At 51.8% G+C, this 16,743-nt stretch carries 14 protein-coding genes; all 14 read right to left on the bottom strand.

Annotated elements, in window-relative coordinates:
* Positions 1-2: 2 nt before the first annotated feature.
* The 14 genes from dnaE to pyrH all read right to left on the bottom strand — a co-directional run bounded on the left by dnaE (position 3) and on the right by pyrH (position 16,710).
* Entirely contained in the window at positions 3-3,485 is a 3,483-nt protein-coding gene (gene dnaE, locus NNO08_RS14635; protein WP_271456989.1) for a DNA polymerase III subunit alpha, read from the bottom strand.
* Positions 3,486-3,509: 24 nt separating this feature from the next.
* Complete coding sequence (rnhB, locus tag NNO08_RS14630; RefSeq protein WP_271450059.1) at positions 3,510-4,106, bottom strand: ribonuclease HII; 597 nt, start codon at positions 4,104-4,106, stop codon at positions 3,510-3,512.
* On the bottom strand, positions 4,103-5,251 hold the full coding sequence (gene lpxB, locus NNO08_RS14625) for a lipid-A-disaccharide synthase (RefSeq protein WP_271456988.1): 1,149 nt from the start codon (positions 5,249-5,251) through the stop codon (positions 4,103-4,105). Before lpxB ends, rnhB begins: the two co-directional genes overlap by 4 nt.
* On the bottom strand, positions 5,251-6,039 hold the full coding sequence (gene lpxA / locus NNO08_RS14620) for an acyl-ACP--UDP-N-acetylglucosamine O-acyltransferase (protein WP_005132096.1): 789 nt from the start codon (positions 6,037-6,039) through the stop codon (positions 5,251-5,253). Before lpxA ends, lpxB begins: the two co-directional genes overlap by 1 nt.
* Positions 6,040-6,042: 3 nt before the next feature.
* Positions 6,043-6,498: a 3-hydroxyacyl-ACP dehydratase FabZ gene (gene fabZ, locus NNO08_RS14615; protein WP_003018528.1), complete on the bottom strand. Its 456-nt coding sequence runs from the start codon at positions 6,496-6,498 to the stop codon at positions 6,043-6,045.
* 104 nt (positions 6,499-6,602) lie between these two features.
* On the bottom strand, positions 6,603-7,628 hold the full coding sequence (gene lpxD, locus NNO08_RS14610; protein WP_271441997.1) for a UDP-3-O-(3-hydroxymyristoyl)glucosamine N-acyltransferase: 1,026 nt from the start codon (positions 7,626-7,628) through the stop codon (positions 6,603-6,605).
* Between the two features lie 3 nt (positions 7,629-7,631).
* The gene (gene skp, locus NNO08_RS14605) at positions 7,632-8,117 is read right to left on the bottom strand and encodes a molecular chaperone Skp (RefSeq protein ID WP_005132103.1); all 486 of its coding nucleotides are present in this window, start codon (positions 8,115-8,117) and stop codon (positions 7,632-7,634) included.
* 122 nt (positions 8,118-8,239) lie between these two features.
* Positions 8,240-10,660, bottom strand: a complete 2,421-nt coding sequence (bamA, locus tag NNO08_RS14600) for an outer membrane protein assembly factor BamA (protein WP_202039452.1) — start codon at positions 10,658-10,660, stop codon at positions 8,240-8,242.
* A 29-nt stretch (positions 10,661-10,689) separates the two neighbouring features.
* Positions 10,690-12,042, bottom strand: a complete 1,353-nt coding sequence (gene rseP, locus NNO08_RS14595; RefSeq protein WP_271441998.1) for a sigma E protease regulator RseP — start codon at positions 12,040-12,042, stop codon at positions 10,690-10,692.
* Positions 12,043-12,053: 11 nt separating this feature from the next.
* The gene (cdsA, locus tag NNO08_RS14590) at positions 12,054-12,911 is read right to left on the bottom strand and encodes a phosphatidate cytidylyltransferase (RefSeq protein ID WP_048212646.1); all 858 of its coding nucleotides are present in this window, start codon (positions 12,909-12,911) and stop codon (positions 12,054-12,056) included.
* Positions 12,912-12,923: 12 nt separating this feature from the next.
* Positions 12,924-13,682 (bottom strand): (2E,6E)-farnesyl-diphosphate-specific ditrans,polycis-undecaprenyl-diphosphate synthase, encoded by a 759-nt coding sequence (gene ispU, locus NNO08_RS14585; protein ID WP_040230029.1) that lies wholly within the window; start codon positions 13,680-13,682, stop codon positions 12,924-12,926.
* Positions 13,683-13,994: 312 nt separating this feature from the next.
* On the bottom strand, positions 13,995-15,191 hold the full coding sequence (gene ispC, locus NNO08_RS14580) for a 1-deoxy-D-xylulose-5-phosphate reductoisomerase (RefSeq protein WP_271456987.1): 1,197 nt from the start codon (positions 15,189-15,191) through the stop codon (positions 13,995-13,997).
* A 96-nt stretch (positions 15,192-15,287) separates the two neighbouring features.
* Complete coding sequence (gene frr, locus NNO08_RS14575; protein WP_005132113.1) at positions 15,288-15,845, bottom strand: ribosome recycling factor; 558 nt, start codon at positions 15,843-15,845, stop codon at positions 15,288-15,290.
* Between the two features lie 139 nt (positions 15,846-15,984).
* A complete protein-coding gene (gene pyrH / locus NNO08_RS14570; RefSeq protein ID WP_005132114.1) occupies positions 15,985-16,710 on the bottom strand; it encodes a UMP kinase in 726 nt (241 codons plus the stop codon).
* Positions 16,711-16,743 lie beyond the last annotated feature (33 nt).

Genomic DNA, 16,743 nt, shown 5'->3' with positions numbered 1-16,743 from the left:
TATTAGTCAAACTCCAGTTCCACCTGCTCCGAACCAATAAGGCCACGGAGATCGTTTAACAAACGATCGCTCGGAGAGACACGCCACGTTGCGCCAAAACGCAATCGTGCTCGTGCATCCGCCCTCTGATAGTAGAGATGTACTGGAATTGTCCCCGAGCGGTGGGGTTCCAGAGACTGACGGAGTCGGTTTAAAAGCTGGTCATCAATTTGCCTGTCCGTCAGCGAGATAGCAAGCCCGCGAGCATATTTTTCCCGGGCTTCGTCAATATCCATGACTTCACGGGCCATCATTTTAAGCCCACCGCTGAAGTCATCAAAGCTGACCTGTCCGCTGACGATAAGTATGCGGTCTTTTTCCAGCAATTGCTGGTATTTATCCAGGGCATCGGTAAATAACATCACTTCCAGACGCCCGGAACGGTCATCCAGTGTACAGATGCCGATACGATTGCCGCGCTTGGTGACCATTACCCGCGCAGCAATGACGAGCCCCGCAGCCGTGGTAACTTTACCACGTTCTGTCGGATGCATGTCTTTCAGCCTGTAGCCTCCGACATAGCGCTCAATTTCTTTTAAATACTGGTTGATAGGGTGTCCCGTAAGGTAAAGCCCTAACGTTTCACGCTCACCGTCCAGTACCACCTGTTCCGGCCACGGCTGGCAGCTGGCATAGGATTGCTCGATTTGTTCCGGTTCTTCCGCCAGTACGCCAAACATATCGGCCTGGCCGATAGCTTCCGCTTTCGCATGTTGATCGGCGGCTTTAAGCGCATCGTTCAGTGAGTTCATCAGTGCTGCGCGATGCGGCCCCAGGCGGTCAAACGCCCCGGACATAATCAGCTTTTCCAGCACCCGGCGATTGAGTTTTTTGATATCCGTACGGGCACAGAGATCAAACAGCTCGCGGAAGTAACCGCCTTTATTACGCGCCTCAATGATAGCTTCAATTGGCCCCTCACCCACGCCTTTTATCGCGCCGATACCGTAGACAATCTCGCCATCATCGTTAACGTGAAAATGGTACAACCCGGAGTTGATATCTGGCGGCAGGATTTTCAGCCCCATACGCCAGCATTCATCCACTAATCCCACCACTTTCTCGGTGTTATCCATATCGGCCGTCATCACCGCCGCCATAAACTCAGCGGGGTAATGCGCTTTCAGCCACAGCGTCTGGTAAGAGACCAACGCATAGGCAGCGGAGTGCGATTTGTTAAATCCATAACCGGCGAATTTCTCCACCAGGTCAAAGATTTTCATCGCCAGCTCGCCGTCTACACCGCGCTTCTTCGCCCCTTCTTCAAAGGTGCCGCGCTGTTTGGCCATCTCCTCTGGCTTTTTCTTACCCATCGCACGACGCAGCATGTCCGCGCCACCAAGGGTATACCCAGACAGTTCCTGGGCAATCTGCATGACCTGTTCCTGATACAGGATAATGCCGTAGGTTGGCTCCAGTACCGGTTTCAGGCATTCATGTTGCCACTGCACATCCGGGTAAGAGATCTCTTCACGCCCGTGCTTACGGTCAATAAAGTTATCTACCATCCCCGACTGTAGCGGACCGGGGCGGAACAGTGCCACCAGGGCTATCATATCTTCGAAGCAGTCAGGCTGCAGTCGCTTGATAAGATCTTTCATACCGCGGGATTCAAGCTGGAAGACGGCTGTCGTCTCCGAGCGTTGCAGCATGTCAAAACTTTTCTTGTCGTCCAGCGGGATAGCGGCGATATCCAGCGGCGGTTCGCCGTTCTTCTCACGCCGCGCGTTGATCATCTCCAGCGCCCAGTTGATGATGGTGAGCGTGCGCAGGCCGAGGAAGTCGAACTTCACCAGGCCGGCGTATTCCACGTCGTTCTTATCAAACTGGGTAACCGGGTGCAGCCCCTGCTCATCACAGTACAGCGGTGCAAAATCAGTAATTTTTGTCGGGGCGATAACGACACCACCGGCGTGTTTACCCGCGTTACGCGTGACGCCTTCCAGCTTGCGCGCCATATCAATAAGCGCCCTAACCTCTTCATCTGCCTCATAGATTTCCGGCAGTTGAGGTTCAGCCTCAAAGGCTTTAGCCAGCGTCATACCCGGATCGGGCGGTACCAGTTTCGAGATACGGTCAACAAACCCGTATGGGTGCCCCAGTACTCGACCCACGTCGCGGATAACCGCTTTCGCCGCCATGGTACCGAAGGTAATAATCTGCGAAACCGCATCGCGCCCATACATTTCCGCGACGTGTTCAATGACCTGGTCGCGTTTCTCCATACAGAAGTCAACGTCGAAATCAGGCATCGAGACACGTTCCGGGTTCAGGAAGCGTTCGAACAGCAGGTCAAATTCCAGCGGATCAAGGTCGGTAATTTTTAACGCGTAAGCCACCAGCGAGCCCGCACCAGAACCACGTCCTGGGCCTACCGGTACACCGTTATCTTTCGACCACTGGATAAACTCCATTACGATCAGGAAGTAGCCCGGGAAACCCATCTGGTTGATAACTTTAAGTTCAACTTCCAGACGTTCATCATAAGGCGGGCGCTTCTGCGCACGGACTTCAGGATCGGGGAACAAAAATTCCAGACGTTCTTCCAGGCCCTCACGCGATTTCGCGACGAGGAAATCCTCGGTGGTCATATCGCCTGTCGGGAACTGCGGCAAGAAGTATTCGCCCAGGCGCACCGTCACGTTACAACGTTTGGCAATCTCGACGGTGTTTTCCAGCGCTTCCGGGATATCGGAGAACAGCTCGCACATCTCCTCTTCGCTGCGCATATACTGCTGCGGCGAGTAGTTGCGAGGGCGTTTGGGATCATCAAGCGTAAAACCGTCGTGGATCGCCACGCGAATTTCGTGTGCGTCAAAGTCACCGGTTTCAAGGAAGCGAACATCGTTGGTCGCGACCACCGGCAGGCCGCGTGTTTCGGCCAGCGCTACTGCAGCATGCAGGTAATTTTCTTCATCCTGGCGACCGGTACGGATCAGCTCAAGGAAGTAGCAATCAGGGAAATGCTCTTCATAAAACGCCACGCACTCATCGACCAGTGCGCTGTTCCCACGCAACAGGCTGCGTCCGACGTCACCCATACGGCCGCCGGAAAGCAAGATTAACCCTTCTTTTAGCTCTATCAACCAGTCTCTGTCGATCACCGGCCCTTCTGGGCCATAGCCGCGCTGATAGGCTTTTGATATCAACAATGTCAGGTTCTGGTAGCCCGTATTATTGGCAGCCAATACCGTCAGTTGCGTGAGTTCATCGCCCAACAATTCGCTACGAACATGAAAATCTGCGCCAACAATCGGCTTAATACCTGCGCCATGACCCGCTCCGTAAAACTTCACCAGACCACACAGGTTGGTAAAATCGGTGATCGCCAGCGCAGGCATGCCCAACGCGGCCGCCTTTTTCACCAGCGGCCCGGTTTTCGCCAGCCCATCGATCATGGAGTAGTCGCTGTGCACCCGCAGGTGGACGAAACGAGGTTCAGACATCTTCAGATTCCTTTAACACAAGAATCAGGACGTGAGTCCCAGTGCGCGTTTGACAGGAGCAAAACTGCGACGATGGTGCTCAATTGCACCATGCTCAGAGAGCGCAGCCAGATGAAAAGCGGTTGGATAACCTTTGTGCTGAGCAAAACCATACTGCGGGAAAACCTTATCCAGCTCGGCCATTTCAGCATCGCGCGTCACTTTCGCCAGGATGGACGCTGCGCTGATTTCCGCAACGCGGCTGTCACCTTTTACCACCGCCATCGACGGTACCGGCAATGTCGGGCAACGGTTTCCATCGATCAAAACGTACTCCGGCGCAATATGCAAACCTGCAACCGCACGCTGCATTGCCAGCATCGTGGCGTGCAGAATGTTCAATTCGTCGATTTCATGCGGTTCCGCACGACCCAGGCTCCAGCTTAACGCTTTATCTTTGATTTCATCAAAAAGCGCCAGTCGACGCTTTTCCGACAATTTTTTGGAGTCGTTAAGACCCACTATCGGACGTGCCGGGTCAAGGATAACAGCGGCAGTCACTACCGCGCCAACCAATGGACCACGCCCAACTTCATCCACACCCGCCACCAAATGCGTATGTGGATAAACAAATTCAATCATTGTGCTAACTCCAGAACTGCATCCGCTGCCTGCTCATCCGCATTGCAACGGATCTGCTGGTGCAATTCGCGGAACGTGTCGTGCATCGCATGGCTGGTTTTACCGTTCGCCAGCAAAGGCAGCAACGCGTGCGCCAGCGCCTGCGGTTCACATTCATCCTGCAACAGCTCTTTGACGAGTTCTCTTCCCGCCAGCAGGTTAGGCAGCGATACGTAATCGGTCTTCACCAGACGTTTTGCCAACCAGAAAGTGAAAGGTTTCATACGATAGCCGACAACCATTGGGCATTTCGCCAGCATACATTCCAGTGCAGCCGTGCCAGAGGCCAACAGCGCAGCATCACTGGCGACCATTGCTTCACGTCCCATTCCGTTGAGCATATGCACGGAAAGTTCCGGGGCAACCTCAGCCTTGATACGTTCAAATTGCTCGCGCCGTTTGGCATTGACCAACGGCACGACGACTTCGAGATCCGGATAATGCTGACGTAATAGCTGCGCCGTTTTCAGGAAATCGGCGCTGAGCATCTCCACTTCTGCACCACGACTCCCAGGCAAAAGCGCCAGGCAGTGAGCATTATGAGGAATGCCTAACACATCACGCGCCGCGTTTTTATCCGGGTCCAGCGGCATGGCGTCCGCCATGGTGTGACCGATAAAGCGACACGGGACGTTAAATTTGTCATAAAACGCTTTTTCGAAAGGCAGAAAGGCCAGCACCATATTGGTGGATCTGCCTATTTTGAAAACGCGTTTCTGTCGCCAGGCCCATACAGAGGGGCTGACATAATGAATGGTTTTAATACCCTGCGATTTCAGATTACCTTCAAGGGTAATGTTGAAATCAGGCGCATCAATCCCGACGAAAACATCCGGCTTAAGGTCGGTGAATCGGCGAGTGAGATCGGCACGGATATGCAGTAAACGGCGCAGGCGCCCGAGCACTTCTACAATGCCCATTACTGCCAGTTCTTCCATTTCGTACCAGGCTTCACAGCCTTCCGCCTGCATCAATGGACCCGCAACGCCAACAAAACGCGCATTGGGAACACGAGCCTTGAGAGCACGAATTAAACCGGCACCAAGAATATCGCCGGAGGTTTCTCCGGCGACAAGGGCAATCGTTAAAGGACGCTGCTCAGTCATTAACGAATCAGACCACGCGTTGAGCGTTCAAAGAAGTCACTAAAAGCCTGAACATCGGGGTACTGCTTCGCCAGTTCGGCGATTTCCGGTTTCACTTCCTCAAGCGTTTTACCGCTGCGGTACAGCGCTTTATAGGCGTTGCGGATCGCGGTAATCGCTTCACGGGTGAATCCACGGCGTTTCAGACCTTCGATGTTAACGCCAAATGGCGTTGCGTGGTTGCCCTGGGCGATAACGTACGGCGGGACGTCCTGGGCTACGCCAGAGCAGCCACCCACCATCACGTGTGCACCAATAATGCAGAACTGATGCACCGCGGTCATGCCGCCGATGATAACAAAATCATCCAGCGATACATGTCCGGCAAGTGTCGCGTTATTCGCCAGAATGCAGCGGTTACCGACCGTACAATCATGCGCAACGTGTGCGTTAATCATCAGTAAGTTATCGCTGCCCACCTTCGTCAACCCACCGCCTTGCACTGTGCCACGATGAATGGTGACGCTTTCGCGAATGCGGTTGCGATCGCCAATTTCCACACGGGTCGGTTCACCAGCATATTTCAGGTCCTGGTTCACTTCACCAATGGAGGCAAACTGATAAATCTCGTTATCGCGACCAATTTTTGTATGGCCATTCACGACAACGTGAGACTTCAGTACGGTACCCTCACCAATTTCAACATGGGGTCCAACAATACAAAATGGGCCAATGTGAGCATTAGCGCCAATGCTGGCGCCGTCTTCGACAATGGCAGTTGGGTGAATAAAGGCGGATTTATCAATCACGTATCAGGCCTCCCGGCTACGGGCACACATCATCGTTGCTTCGCACACAACTTTACCGTCGACCAGCGCAACCCCTTTGAAACGGGTCAGGCCGCGGCGCGTTTTCTCGAAAGTCACTTCCATGATCATCTGATCGCCTGGCACGACAGGACGCTTAAAGCGTGCTTCATCAATACCTGCGAAATAATACAGTTCGCCTGGCTCCAGTTTTCCTACGCTTTTAAACGCCAGAATACCCGTGGCCTGCGCCATCGCTTCCAGAATCAACACACCAGGAAAAATCGGTTTACCCGGGAAGTGGCCCTGAAAGAAAGGCTCGTTAACGGATACATTTTTCACTGCGCGCAGAAAACGACCTTCTTCAAAATCCAGCACGCGGTCTACCAGTAAAAACGGAAAACGGTGCGGCAGAAGTTCTAAAATCTCTTCAATATGCAGAGTATGAGTGTTAGTAGTCAAAATACTCTTCCTGTCTAAATATACTAAAAGGCAATAATAACACGGCCTGCCGCAATCCCAGGAATGTGACAGGCCGTAAAGTCAGACATGCGTAAAACGATGTATTAGTCTTGTTGATTAACCTTGCGCTCAATCGCTTTGAGTCGCTTGCTCATATCATCAATGTTCATCACCAGTGCAGCTGTTTTACGCCATACCTTGTTGGGTTGTAGCGGAATGCCTGAGGAGTAGACGCCAGGTTCTGTGATAGGACGCATCACCATACCCATGCCAGTTACCGTGACTTTGTCGCATATTTCCATATGCCCATTAATCACGCTGGCTCCGCCAATCATGCAGTAACGGCCAATCTTCAGGCTACCCGCCATAATGACGCCACCGGCTACCGCCGTATTGTCGCCAATCACGACGTTATGCGCAATCTGGCACTGGTTATCAATGATAACACCATTACCGATCACGGTATCGTCCAGCGCACCACGGTCAATCGTGGTACATGCGCCAATCTCAACACGATCGCCAATAATCACGCGACCCAGTTGTGGGATCTTCACCCAGTTACCGCGATCGTTCGCATAACCAAATCCGTCGGATCCGACAACAGTGCTGGACTGGATCAGGCAATTTTCACCGATCTGAATGTCGTGGTAAATCGTCACATTCGCCCACAAGCGTGAACCTGCGCCGATTTTTGTGTTTTTTCCAACGAAGCAACCCGCGCCGATGATCACGTTATCGCCCAGTTCTACGCCAGACTCAATGACCGCATTCGCGCCCACAGAAACATTGTTACCCAACTTCGCCGTTGCATCGATCACTGCACTGGGTGCAATATTTTGCGCAGGCTGAGGCGTGGTATCTAAAATTTGCGCCATTCGTGCATAGGTCAGGTAGGGATTCTTCACTACCAATGCAGCACTCTTAGCAAACGGAAGATCGTCCTGCGTCATCACAACGGCAGAAGCCTGGCATGCACTCAGGTGCTCACGGTACTTTGGATTCACCATGAACGTGATATTGCCAGTTTGCGCAGATTGCATGGACGCTACGCCGGTGATGGCGATATCGCCATCACCGTGTAATTCTGCATCCAACTGCTCTGCTAAATCAGCCAGTCGAATTGAAGGCATTACTTATTTAACCTGTTTCAGTACGTCAGCGGTGATGTCTTTTACATCGCTGCTGTTGTATGCAACGGTGTTCGCGTCAACAACCAGATCGATGCTCTGGCTGCTCGCAACAGATTTCACAGCTGTCTGGATACGATTAACCAGCTTGCCACGTTCTTCGTTAGAACGACGTTGACGATCCTGCTCGAAAGCCTGCGCTTTCTGAGAGAAAGTCTGGCGCTGAGCCATTACGTCTTTTTCCAGCTTGGTACGGTCGCTGCCTGCTTTCATTGATTGCAGACGCTGCATTTTAGATTGCAGGTCGGATTCCATACGCTGCAGTTCACTGGCGCGGCCTTTGAACTCATTTTCCAGCGTAGTAGAAACACCCGTCTTCTGTGCAACCTGTTGGAACAGGCTACCCATGTTGACGATTGCAATTTTGTCAGCAGCCTGTGCGGACGTTGCCATCGCTAAACCGAGACCTGCAGCTAATAACCACTTTTTCACAATTAACTCCTTACCATCCCATTTGCACCCGAAGGTGCAGTTCTTTGCGTGGCCAGGCGATCCCATGCAAGATCGCCTAAAGTCATCGCTACACTACCACTACATTCCTTTGCGAAGAACAATTACCAGGTTTTACCAATGTTAAACTGGAACTGTTCCGCTTTGTCTCCATCGTACTTCTTGAACGGTTGGGCGTAGGAGAAAACCAACGGCCCCAATGGGGACATCCATTGTAACGCGATACCCGCAGACATACGGATATTATTCGGATCGCTGTAGTCTGGCACGCCAAGTGCACGAGTGTCGGCAGTGTTCTGCCAGTTCGTATCCCACACGGTACCCATATCCCAGAAGAAGGAGGTACGCACCGAGTTAGCATATTTATCGCTGATAAACGGCGTAGGTGTGATGAATTCCAGGCTGGCTACAGCCATGGCGTTACCGCCGACTGCATCGTCTGATTTACACAGCGCAGCGCCCGTACACTCTTCGTAGTTGTCATTATTGTCTCTATCGCCAGAATAAGCCCCGTTCTTATAGACGGCTTTCGGGCCGATAGTATTGGACTGGAAGCCACGCACGGTGCTGGAACCACCCGCGTAGAAGTTCTCATAGAACGGCATCTCTTTACTGCCTATGCCATCACCATAGCCCAGCTTGGTACGTCCCAGAACCACCCATTTGTGGTCGTCATCGATCGGCACATAGGTCGCCGTATCCAACGTCGCTTTATAGTATTCGTTATCAGAACCCGGAACAGTCACTTTACCGTTCAGGTTGACACGCGTACCTTCCGTAGGGAAATACCCACGGTCCAGCTTGTTGTAGGTCCAACCGTAGTTGAAGGTAAAGTCATCTGCGGCAAAGCTGCTGGTATCATCTTGTCCCATTGAATCAAGATAACGATCCATCGCAATCTGCGGCTGCATGTTGGACAGTTTGTTATGCACATAACCCAGGCCTGCGCGCAACGTGTTGTATTCGTTGACCGGGAAGCCCAGCGTTACGTCCGTACCATAGCTTTTGTTGGTATAGTCGGACAGATCTGCATCATCTGCCTCAAAGTCGTTATAGAAGACACGACCACCGAGACTCACACCATCGACGGTGAAGTACGGGTTGGTGACAGACAGCTCAGTATAGGTCTGATAGTCGTTTTTGGTGCCGCTAATCCCGACTGAATAACCGGTACCTAACCAGTTATCCTGCTGAACGCCCGCCTGGAAGCTTACGCCACTTTCAGTGCCGTAACCCACACCGAAGTTAAAGCTACCGGTGTTGCGTTCTTTCACCTTATAGACCACATCAACCTGATCAGGACTGCCCGGAACACGTTGAGTATCGGTATCGACAGTTTCAAAGTAACCCAGACGGTTCAGACGCTCTTTACCCTGGTCAACCAGATCGCTGCCCAACCAGGCGCCTTCCATCTGGCGCATTTCGCGACGCAGTACGGAATCTTTCGAAGTGTCGTTACCTTCAAAACGGATCTTACGCACATAGAAACGGTTACCCGCATCCACGTTTACACGCAATTTAACGGTTTTGTCTGCATCGTTGATTTCAGGCTGCGACTGTACACGCGGGTAGGCATAACCATAGCGTCCCAGAAGCTTCTTGATATCATCTTCCATTTTGGTCACTTTGGTGCCGTTATAGAGTTCACCCGGTTCGATTTTCGTCAGGGTCTCAATTTCGGCAGAGTGTCCAGCCAGGTTACCACTCACCTGGACCCCAGAAAGCTTGTACTGCTCGCCTTCTGTGATGTTAACGGTGATGTAGATACCTTTTTTATCCGGCGTCAGGCTAACCTGCGTGGAATCGATATTGAAGCGAGCATAACCGCGATCCAGATAGTAACTGCGCAGGGTTTCAAGGTCGCCGGCCAGTTTCTGTTTCTGGTATTTACGATCGCCCACCACGTTCCACCACGGTACTTCATCGCGTAGTTGGAAGTGAGAGATAAGCTCGTCGGTTGTGAAGGCGTGGTTGCCGACGATATTGATCTGTTGGATCTTCGCCGAAACGCCTTCCTGGAAGACCAGTTTGAGGTCAACGCGGTTACGCGGCAACGGCGTTACCACCGCTTTCACACTGGCGCTGTATTTACCGACGCTATAGTAGAAATCTTCCAGGCCTTTTTCGATATCGGCAAGCGTTGTGCGATCCAGAGACTCGCCAACACGTACGCCAGACGCCTCGAGGTTTTGCTTCAGCATGTCATCTTTTACCGATTTGTTACCGGAGAAAGTGATGCTGGCAATCGTCGGACGTTCTTTTACCTGAACCAGAAGGGTATCACCATCGCGCAGGACGCGGACATCCTCAAAGTTACCGGTGGCGAACAGAGCACGAATGGTATTACTGATATCTTCATCATTAACCGTGTCGCCTGTGCGCACCGGCATACTGAGGAGAGCCGCACCAACGGCGACTCGCTGTAGGCCTTCGAAATGAATGTCCTTCACTACGAACCCTTCAGCACCGTATACGGTGGCGCTGCTAAACAGCAGCGACGCTATGAGCAACTTTTTCATCGCCATCGTTATTATGCGTTCTTCCTAACACTCTCTTACAACCGAGAGAAATCATTGAAAAGTGCAAGCCCCATTAACAACACCAGCAAGATAGAGCCAATGCGATAACTAAAGTCTTGAACCCGCTCGGATACCGGACCGCCCTTCAGCTTTTCAATCGCCAGGAACAGCAGATGCCCCCCGTCAAGAACGGGCAACGGAAACAGGTTAATTATCCCTAAGTTCACGCTGATAAGCGCAAGGAACATCAGGTAATAAATAACCCCGAACTCCGCTGACATCCCAGCCCCCTGGGCGATAGAAATCGGCCCACTGAGGTTGTTCAGTTTTACATCACCGGTAATCAATTTTCCCAGCATACTGACCGTTAGCTTCATCAACTGCCACGTTTTATCCGAGGCTTCGAGGATGGCGCTGAATGGCCCATACTGGCGTACAGTCTTATACTCATCAGGCAGAGGGATAATTTTAGGCACTACGCCCGCAAAACCTTCGGCCTTTCCGTTACCCGGTTTTGAATCCGGGGTTAACGTCAAAGACAAGGAATTCCCTTGTCTTTCAATTTCTAGCGCTAGCGGCTTATCAGGATTATCGCGCACCAACGTCACGAACGTCATCCATTGCGTCAGCGGCTGACCATTGACTTTAACGATCCTGTCGCCAGCTTGCAAACCCGCCTTACTTGCCGCGGAGTTAACCTGCACTTCTGACAGCACCGGTTCAATCTGCGGACCACGTGGACGAATGCCCAAACTAGAGACGGGATCCTCTTTGTCTGGCTCAAATGCCCAATGGCGTAAATCCAGCGTTTTGTCCTGTCGCTGGTTACTGCCAAACTGCGCCACGCTGATGGTCGTATGCTCATCGCCAATTTTGGATACCAGTTGCAATCGGACGGTATCCCAATCAGGGGTTTCGATACCATCAACCGCTTTTAGTTCCGTACCTGGCTGAATTTGCGCCTGGGCAGCAATCGAGTTGGGTGTTATTTCACCAACAACCGGACGAACGCCAGGGACACCGATGATAAAGACCAGCCAGTAGGCAAAAATAGCGAAGAGGAAATTTGCAATTGGTCCTGCAGCGATAATGGCCGCGCGCTGCCCAACTGTTTTATTGTTGAAAGCGTAGTGGCGCAGCTCCGGTACAACTGGTTCAGCGCGCTCATCCAGCATTTTGACGTAACCGCCGAGGGGGATTAAGGCGATAACGTATTCCGTACCCTGTTTATCGGTACGGCGCCAAAGCGCTTTTCCAAAGCCAATGGAAAAGCGCTCGACGCGGACTCCGCAGCGCCGTGCAACCCAGAAATGACCAAATTCATGCACGGTGATAAGTACACCAAGTGCAACGATGAATGCAGCCAGATTCCAGAGAATACTCAGCATAAGACCATCCGTTAGAGCGTCCTGAATACCAGTAACAACAGGCAAGCAAAGACCGGCACCGCAGCCGTCAGGCTGTCAATACGATCCAGAATACCACCGTGTCCTGGGATTAAGTGACCACTGTCCTTAATACCTGCTTCACGCTTAAACATACTCTCGGTCAGGTCACCCAGCACGGAGGCCAGGGCTGCAACGATGGAGCAAATGAGCAAGGTGACAGGCGCAACTTCAAGATTCGCCCACATACCATAACCCCACGAGATTACAGCTGCAGTGGCAAGTCCGCCAATAAAACCCTGCCAGGTTTTACCAGGAGAAACCTTCGGCGCCAGTTTATGTTTGCCAAACATCTTACCAAACATATACGCACCTGAATCCGCTCCCCAAACGAGGATCATGACATAGAGCAGCCATAGCGCGCCACTATAATGATTCTCATCATAGTGCCAGGCACGTAGCGCCAGCATTCCCCAAAAGAAAGGAACAATGGTTAACACGCCGAAAATTATGCGTAATGTTTTGGAATTACGCCAGACCGAGGCTGAACCGGGGTAAAACAGCACCAGTAATAGCGCCACGGCCCACCAGCCCAGAGACGCCCAAAGCGACACCTCAACCAGCGGTTGGTGAATGTTATGATGATACTCAGGCAGCAAAAACAGCATCAGTGCCAGCAATAGCCCGCACAAAACCGCCAACCAGACTCGCTGTGTACGAGTGGCAAAACCGCTTAACTGTCCCCATTCCCACGCGGCCAGCATACAGACGACCAGCGTAACAATGGCGAACCCCACCGGCGGCAACAAAAACAACGCCGCGATGACAACGGGTATTAAAACAAAAGCAGAAATCAGGCGATACTTCAGCAAAAGCGACCCCCATCAGGCTTTTTCATCACCGGGCTCGGTGCCGCCGAAACGACGCTCACGATTAGCAAAGGCATGTAGCGCACCTTCAAAGTCTTGTTCATCGAAATCGGGCCAGAGAACATCCGTAAAGTAAAGTTCGGCGTAGGCAATTTGCCACAACAAAAAATTACTAATTCGATGCTCTCCCCCAGTCCTTATCACTAAATCCACAGGAGCCAGCTCATGCATACAAACTTGCTGACCAAGCATCTCTTCATCAATTTGCTCCGGACGCAACAGACCTTCCTGCACCTGTTGTGCCAGTTGCCTGACGCCCTGGACAATATCCCACCGTCCGCCGTAATTCGCGGCAATATTCAGCGTTAACCCGGTATTCTGGGCGGTAAGCGCTTCCGACTTGCGAATCCGTTCTTGCAAACGTGTGTTAAATCGACTGATATCCCCAATAATACGCAGGCGCACGTTATGGCGGTGCAGGTTTTTCACTTCGCTATCAAGTGCCCACACAAACAACTCCATTAACGCACTGACTTCCTGCGCTGGTCGGTTCCAGTTCTCACTGCTAAAGGCATACAGCGTTAACGCATCAATACCGTTATTGGCAGCAAAAGAGACAGCCCGGCGGACGGATTTTGCTCCGGCCTTATGCCCAAAGGCGCGGATCTTCCCTTGCTTTTTCGCCCAGCGGCCATTGCCATCCATGATAATTGCGACATGGCGACAACCATGTGCTGGCAAATTTTCGCTTAATGGTTTAGTTGCAGACAACATAACGCGTTTTTAGTCCCTGAAAGGATTATACGGTACTCAGGAATACTGAAGCCTTTGCGCTTCATCCTTCAGGCTGCCTCTTCGTTGGCTGTGCTTATTCGCCCCTGTCACATACTATTTGTATGCTCCAGGGAACTCATTCACTTGCCGCCTTGATGCAACCTGAATGATTTTGTGCATCCACAAAAAAGCCGTGTCAAACCACGGCTTACCCGATCGAAAAAAAGCAAATACCTGCGATCAGGTGGCGCAGACTATATCACTGAAGCCCAACGCTAACAAATAGCACGATCCCCCACAGAGGGATTATCATCAGCTTGAGAGTCGTGTCACTTGTTTTATCGCGACATCTCTGGCGATGGCATCGACCCTCAGCACATCATCAACGCTCTGCGGTTCCTGCAAATCCATCTTATCCAGTACGGATAAATTGAGATCGGCGATATCCGTAAATCGAATCTGCTGCGCCAAAAATGCGGCAACGGTAATTTCATTAGCGGCATTCAGCGCAGTTGTCGCAGCCTGTCCTTGCTCAAACGCGTCCATCGCCAGTTTCAGGCACGGATAACGCTGATAATCAGGTGCGGAAAACGTCAACGCACTGAGTTTGCAAAAATCGACAGGCTTAACGCCAGAGCTCACACGTTCCGGCCATGCCATTGTATGGGCGATAGGTGTGCGCATATCAGGCTCACCCAATTGGGCCAGGACGCTGCCATCCTGATAACGGACCATCGAGTGAATAACCGACTGTGGATGGATCAGCACTTCCATCTGACTTGCACTGGCATTAAATAACCAACGCGCTTCAATGTATTCCAGACCTTTATTCATCATAGTGGCGGAGTCGACAGAAATTTTTCGTCCCATCGACCAATTCGGATGACGGCATGCCTGATCGGGTGTCATTAGAGCCAGATCGTGCAATGGCGTTTCGCGGAAAGGGCCACCAGACCCGGTAAGCAGAACAGACACAACGCCGTTTTGCTCAAGGTCAGCGTATCCCAGATTGTGTTGGATAGGTTGCGGTAAACTCTGAAAAATCGCGTTATGTTCGCTATCTACCGGCAAAAGCTGCGCTTTATGGCGTTTCACGTCGTCCATAAACAGACGTCCGCAGGTTACCAGAGACTCTTTATTCGCCAGCAAAATGTTTTTGCCCGCGCGGATTGCCGCAAGTGTTGGCAACAAACCTGCCGCGCCGACTATCGCCGCCATAACCTGATCGACATCATCCAACGCAGCCATATCACAGGCAGCCTGCTGCCCGCACATAACCTCGGTGCGACTTCCATGATCCCGCAATGCGGCTTTCACCAGCGCTGCACTTTTTTCGTCATCCATCACCGCGTAACGGGGTGAAAACTCCAGACATTGCTCCACCATACGGGCGACATTTTTACCCGCTACCAACGCAGCAACACGAAATTTATCCGGGTTATGACGTACTACATCGAGCGTACTGCAACCAATAGAGCCGGTTGAGCCCAGGATGGTTAATTGCTTCATGAGACATCCAGAAGAATTGAGACAGGATAAAAAAGCAAAACGCCGCCATCCAGCCTTCTCAGGCCTTCTAAGCGGCGTTTTTAGCGTACAGGCGAATCAGAACTGCATCAGTTCCGCTTCTTTCTCTGCCAGCGCCGCATCAACTTTCTTGATTGCAGCATCGGTCAGTTTCTGTACGTCGTCCTGAGAACGGCGATCGTCATCTTCGCTGATCTCTTTATCTTTCAGCAGCGCTTTCACTTTGTCGTTGGCATCACGGCGTACGTTACGCACAGCAACACGCGCGCCTTCAGCTTCACCACGTACGATCTTGGTCAGATCTTTACGACGCTCTTCGGTCAGCGGTGGCAGCGGAACGCGGATGTCAGAGCCCGCTGAGCTTGGGTTCAGACCGAGGTCGGAAGCCATAATCGCTTTCTCAACAGCAGGACCCATAGAGCGGTCAAACACGTTGATTTTCAGGGTACGGGAATCTTCAACCGTTACGCTTGCCAGTTGGCGCAGCGGAGTCGGCGTGCCGTAATATTCCACGATAATGCCATCCAGCAGGCTGGGAGAAGCACGACCCGTGCGAATTTTGCTGATTTGATTTTTGAATGCTTCGACGCATTTGTCCATGCGTACTTCAGCATCTTTTCTGATATCGTTGATCACGTTACGAATCCTTGAAAGCTTGTTTCAGTCAGACCATACCCACTACGCAAGGTGTGACAAGTATAGTCTTGATTAATTTTGAGGGACGTATCCCGCGACATTAAAGCGGAATATTACCTGCATTTAGCCGCAACGGGAATTATTCCGTGATTAACGTGCCTTCTTTTTCACCCATCACAACGCGGCGCAACGCACCCGGTTTGTTCATGTTGAAGACACGAATCGGTAATTTGTGGTCACGAGCCAGCGTGAACGCAGCCAGATCCATCACTTTCAGTTCTTTATCCAGTACTTCAGCATAGGTCAGCTGCTCGTACATGGTTGCTGTTGGATCTTTAGCTGGATCGGCGGTAAACACACCATCAACTTTAGTGGCTTTCAGAACCACATCCGCTTCAATTTCAATACCACGCAGGCAGGCTGCGGAGTCGGTAGTGAAGAACGGGTTGCCAGTACCAGCGGACAAAATAACCACGCGGTTGTTACGCAGCAGACTGATCGCTTCTGCCCAGCTGTAGTTATCACACACGCCGTTCAGAGGAATTGCGGACATCAGGCGAGCGTTCACATAGGCGCGGTGAAGCGCATCGCGCATCGCCAGACCGTTCATTACGGTGGCTAACATGCCCATGTGGTCGCCCACAACGCGGTTCATCCCTGCTTTCGCCAGACCAGCACCACGGAACAGGTTACCACCACCGATCACTACGCCAACCTGGATTCCCAGCTCGACCAGCTCTTTGATTTCCTGAGCCATACGGTCAAGTATGCTTGCATCAATACCGAAGCCTTCTGAACCTTGCAGAGCTTCGCCACTTAACTTAAGCAGAATACGTTTGTAGACGGGTTTTGCATTGGTAGCCATGTTTCTTTCCTGAGACTGTCAACGAATGAGATG

The sequence above is a fragment of the Citrobacter sp. Igbk 17 genome (assembly GCF_028069775.1).
Classification (GTDB): Bacteria; Pseudomonadota; Gammaproteobacteria; order Enterobacterales; family Enterobacteriaceae; genus Citrobacter.
This window is presented reverse-complemented; position numbering and strand designations above follow the sequence as displayed.

Coding starts and splice junctions, on each gene's coding strand:
- ispC (WP_271456987.1), bottom strand. CDS start 15,191: ATGAAGCAATTAACCATCCTGGGCTCAACCGGCTCTATTGGTTGCAGT.
- dnaE (WP_271456989.1), bottom strand. CDS start 3,485: ATGTCTGAACCTCGTTTCGTCCACCTGCGGGTGCACAGCGACTACTCC.
- bamA (WP_202039452.1), bottom strand. CDS start 10,660: ATGGCGATGAAAAAGTTGCTCATAGCGTCGCTGCTGTTTAGCAGCGCC.
- pyrH (WP_005132114.1), bottom strand. CDS start 16,710: ATGGCTACCAATGCAAAACCCGTCTACAAACGTATTCTGCTTAAGTTA.
- ispU (WP_040230029.1), bottom strand. CDS start 13,682: ATGTTGTCTGCAACTAAACCATTAAGCGAAAATTTGCCAGCACATGGT.
- rseP (WP_271441998.1), bottom strand. CDS start 12,042: ATGCTGAGTATTCTCTGGAATCTGGCTGCATTCATCGTTGCACTTGGT.
- lpxD (WP_271441997.1), bottom strand. CDS start 7,628: ATGCCTTCAATTCGACTGGCTGATTTAGCAGAGCAGTTGGATGCAGAA.
- rnhB (WP_271450059.1), bottom strand. CDS start 4,106: ATGATTGAATTTGTTTATCCACATACGCATTTGGTGGCGGGTGTGGAT.
- lpxB (WP_271456988.1), bottom strand. CDS start 5,251: ATGACTGAGCAGCGTCCTTTAACGATTGCCCTTGTCGCCGGAGAAACC.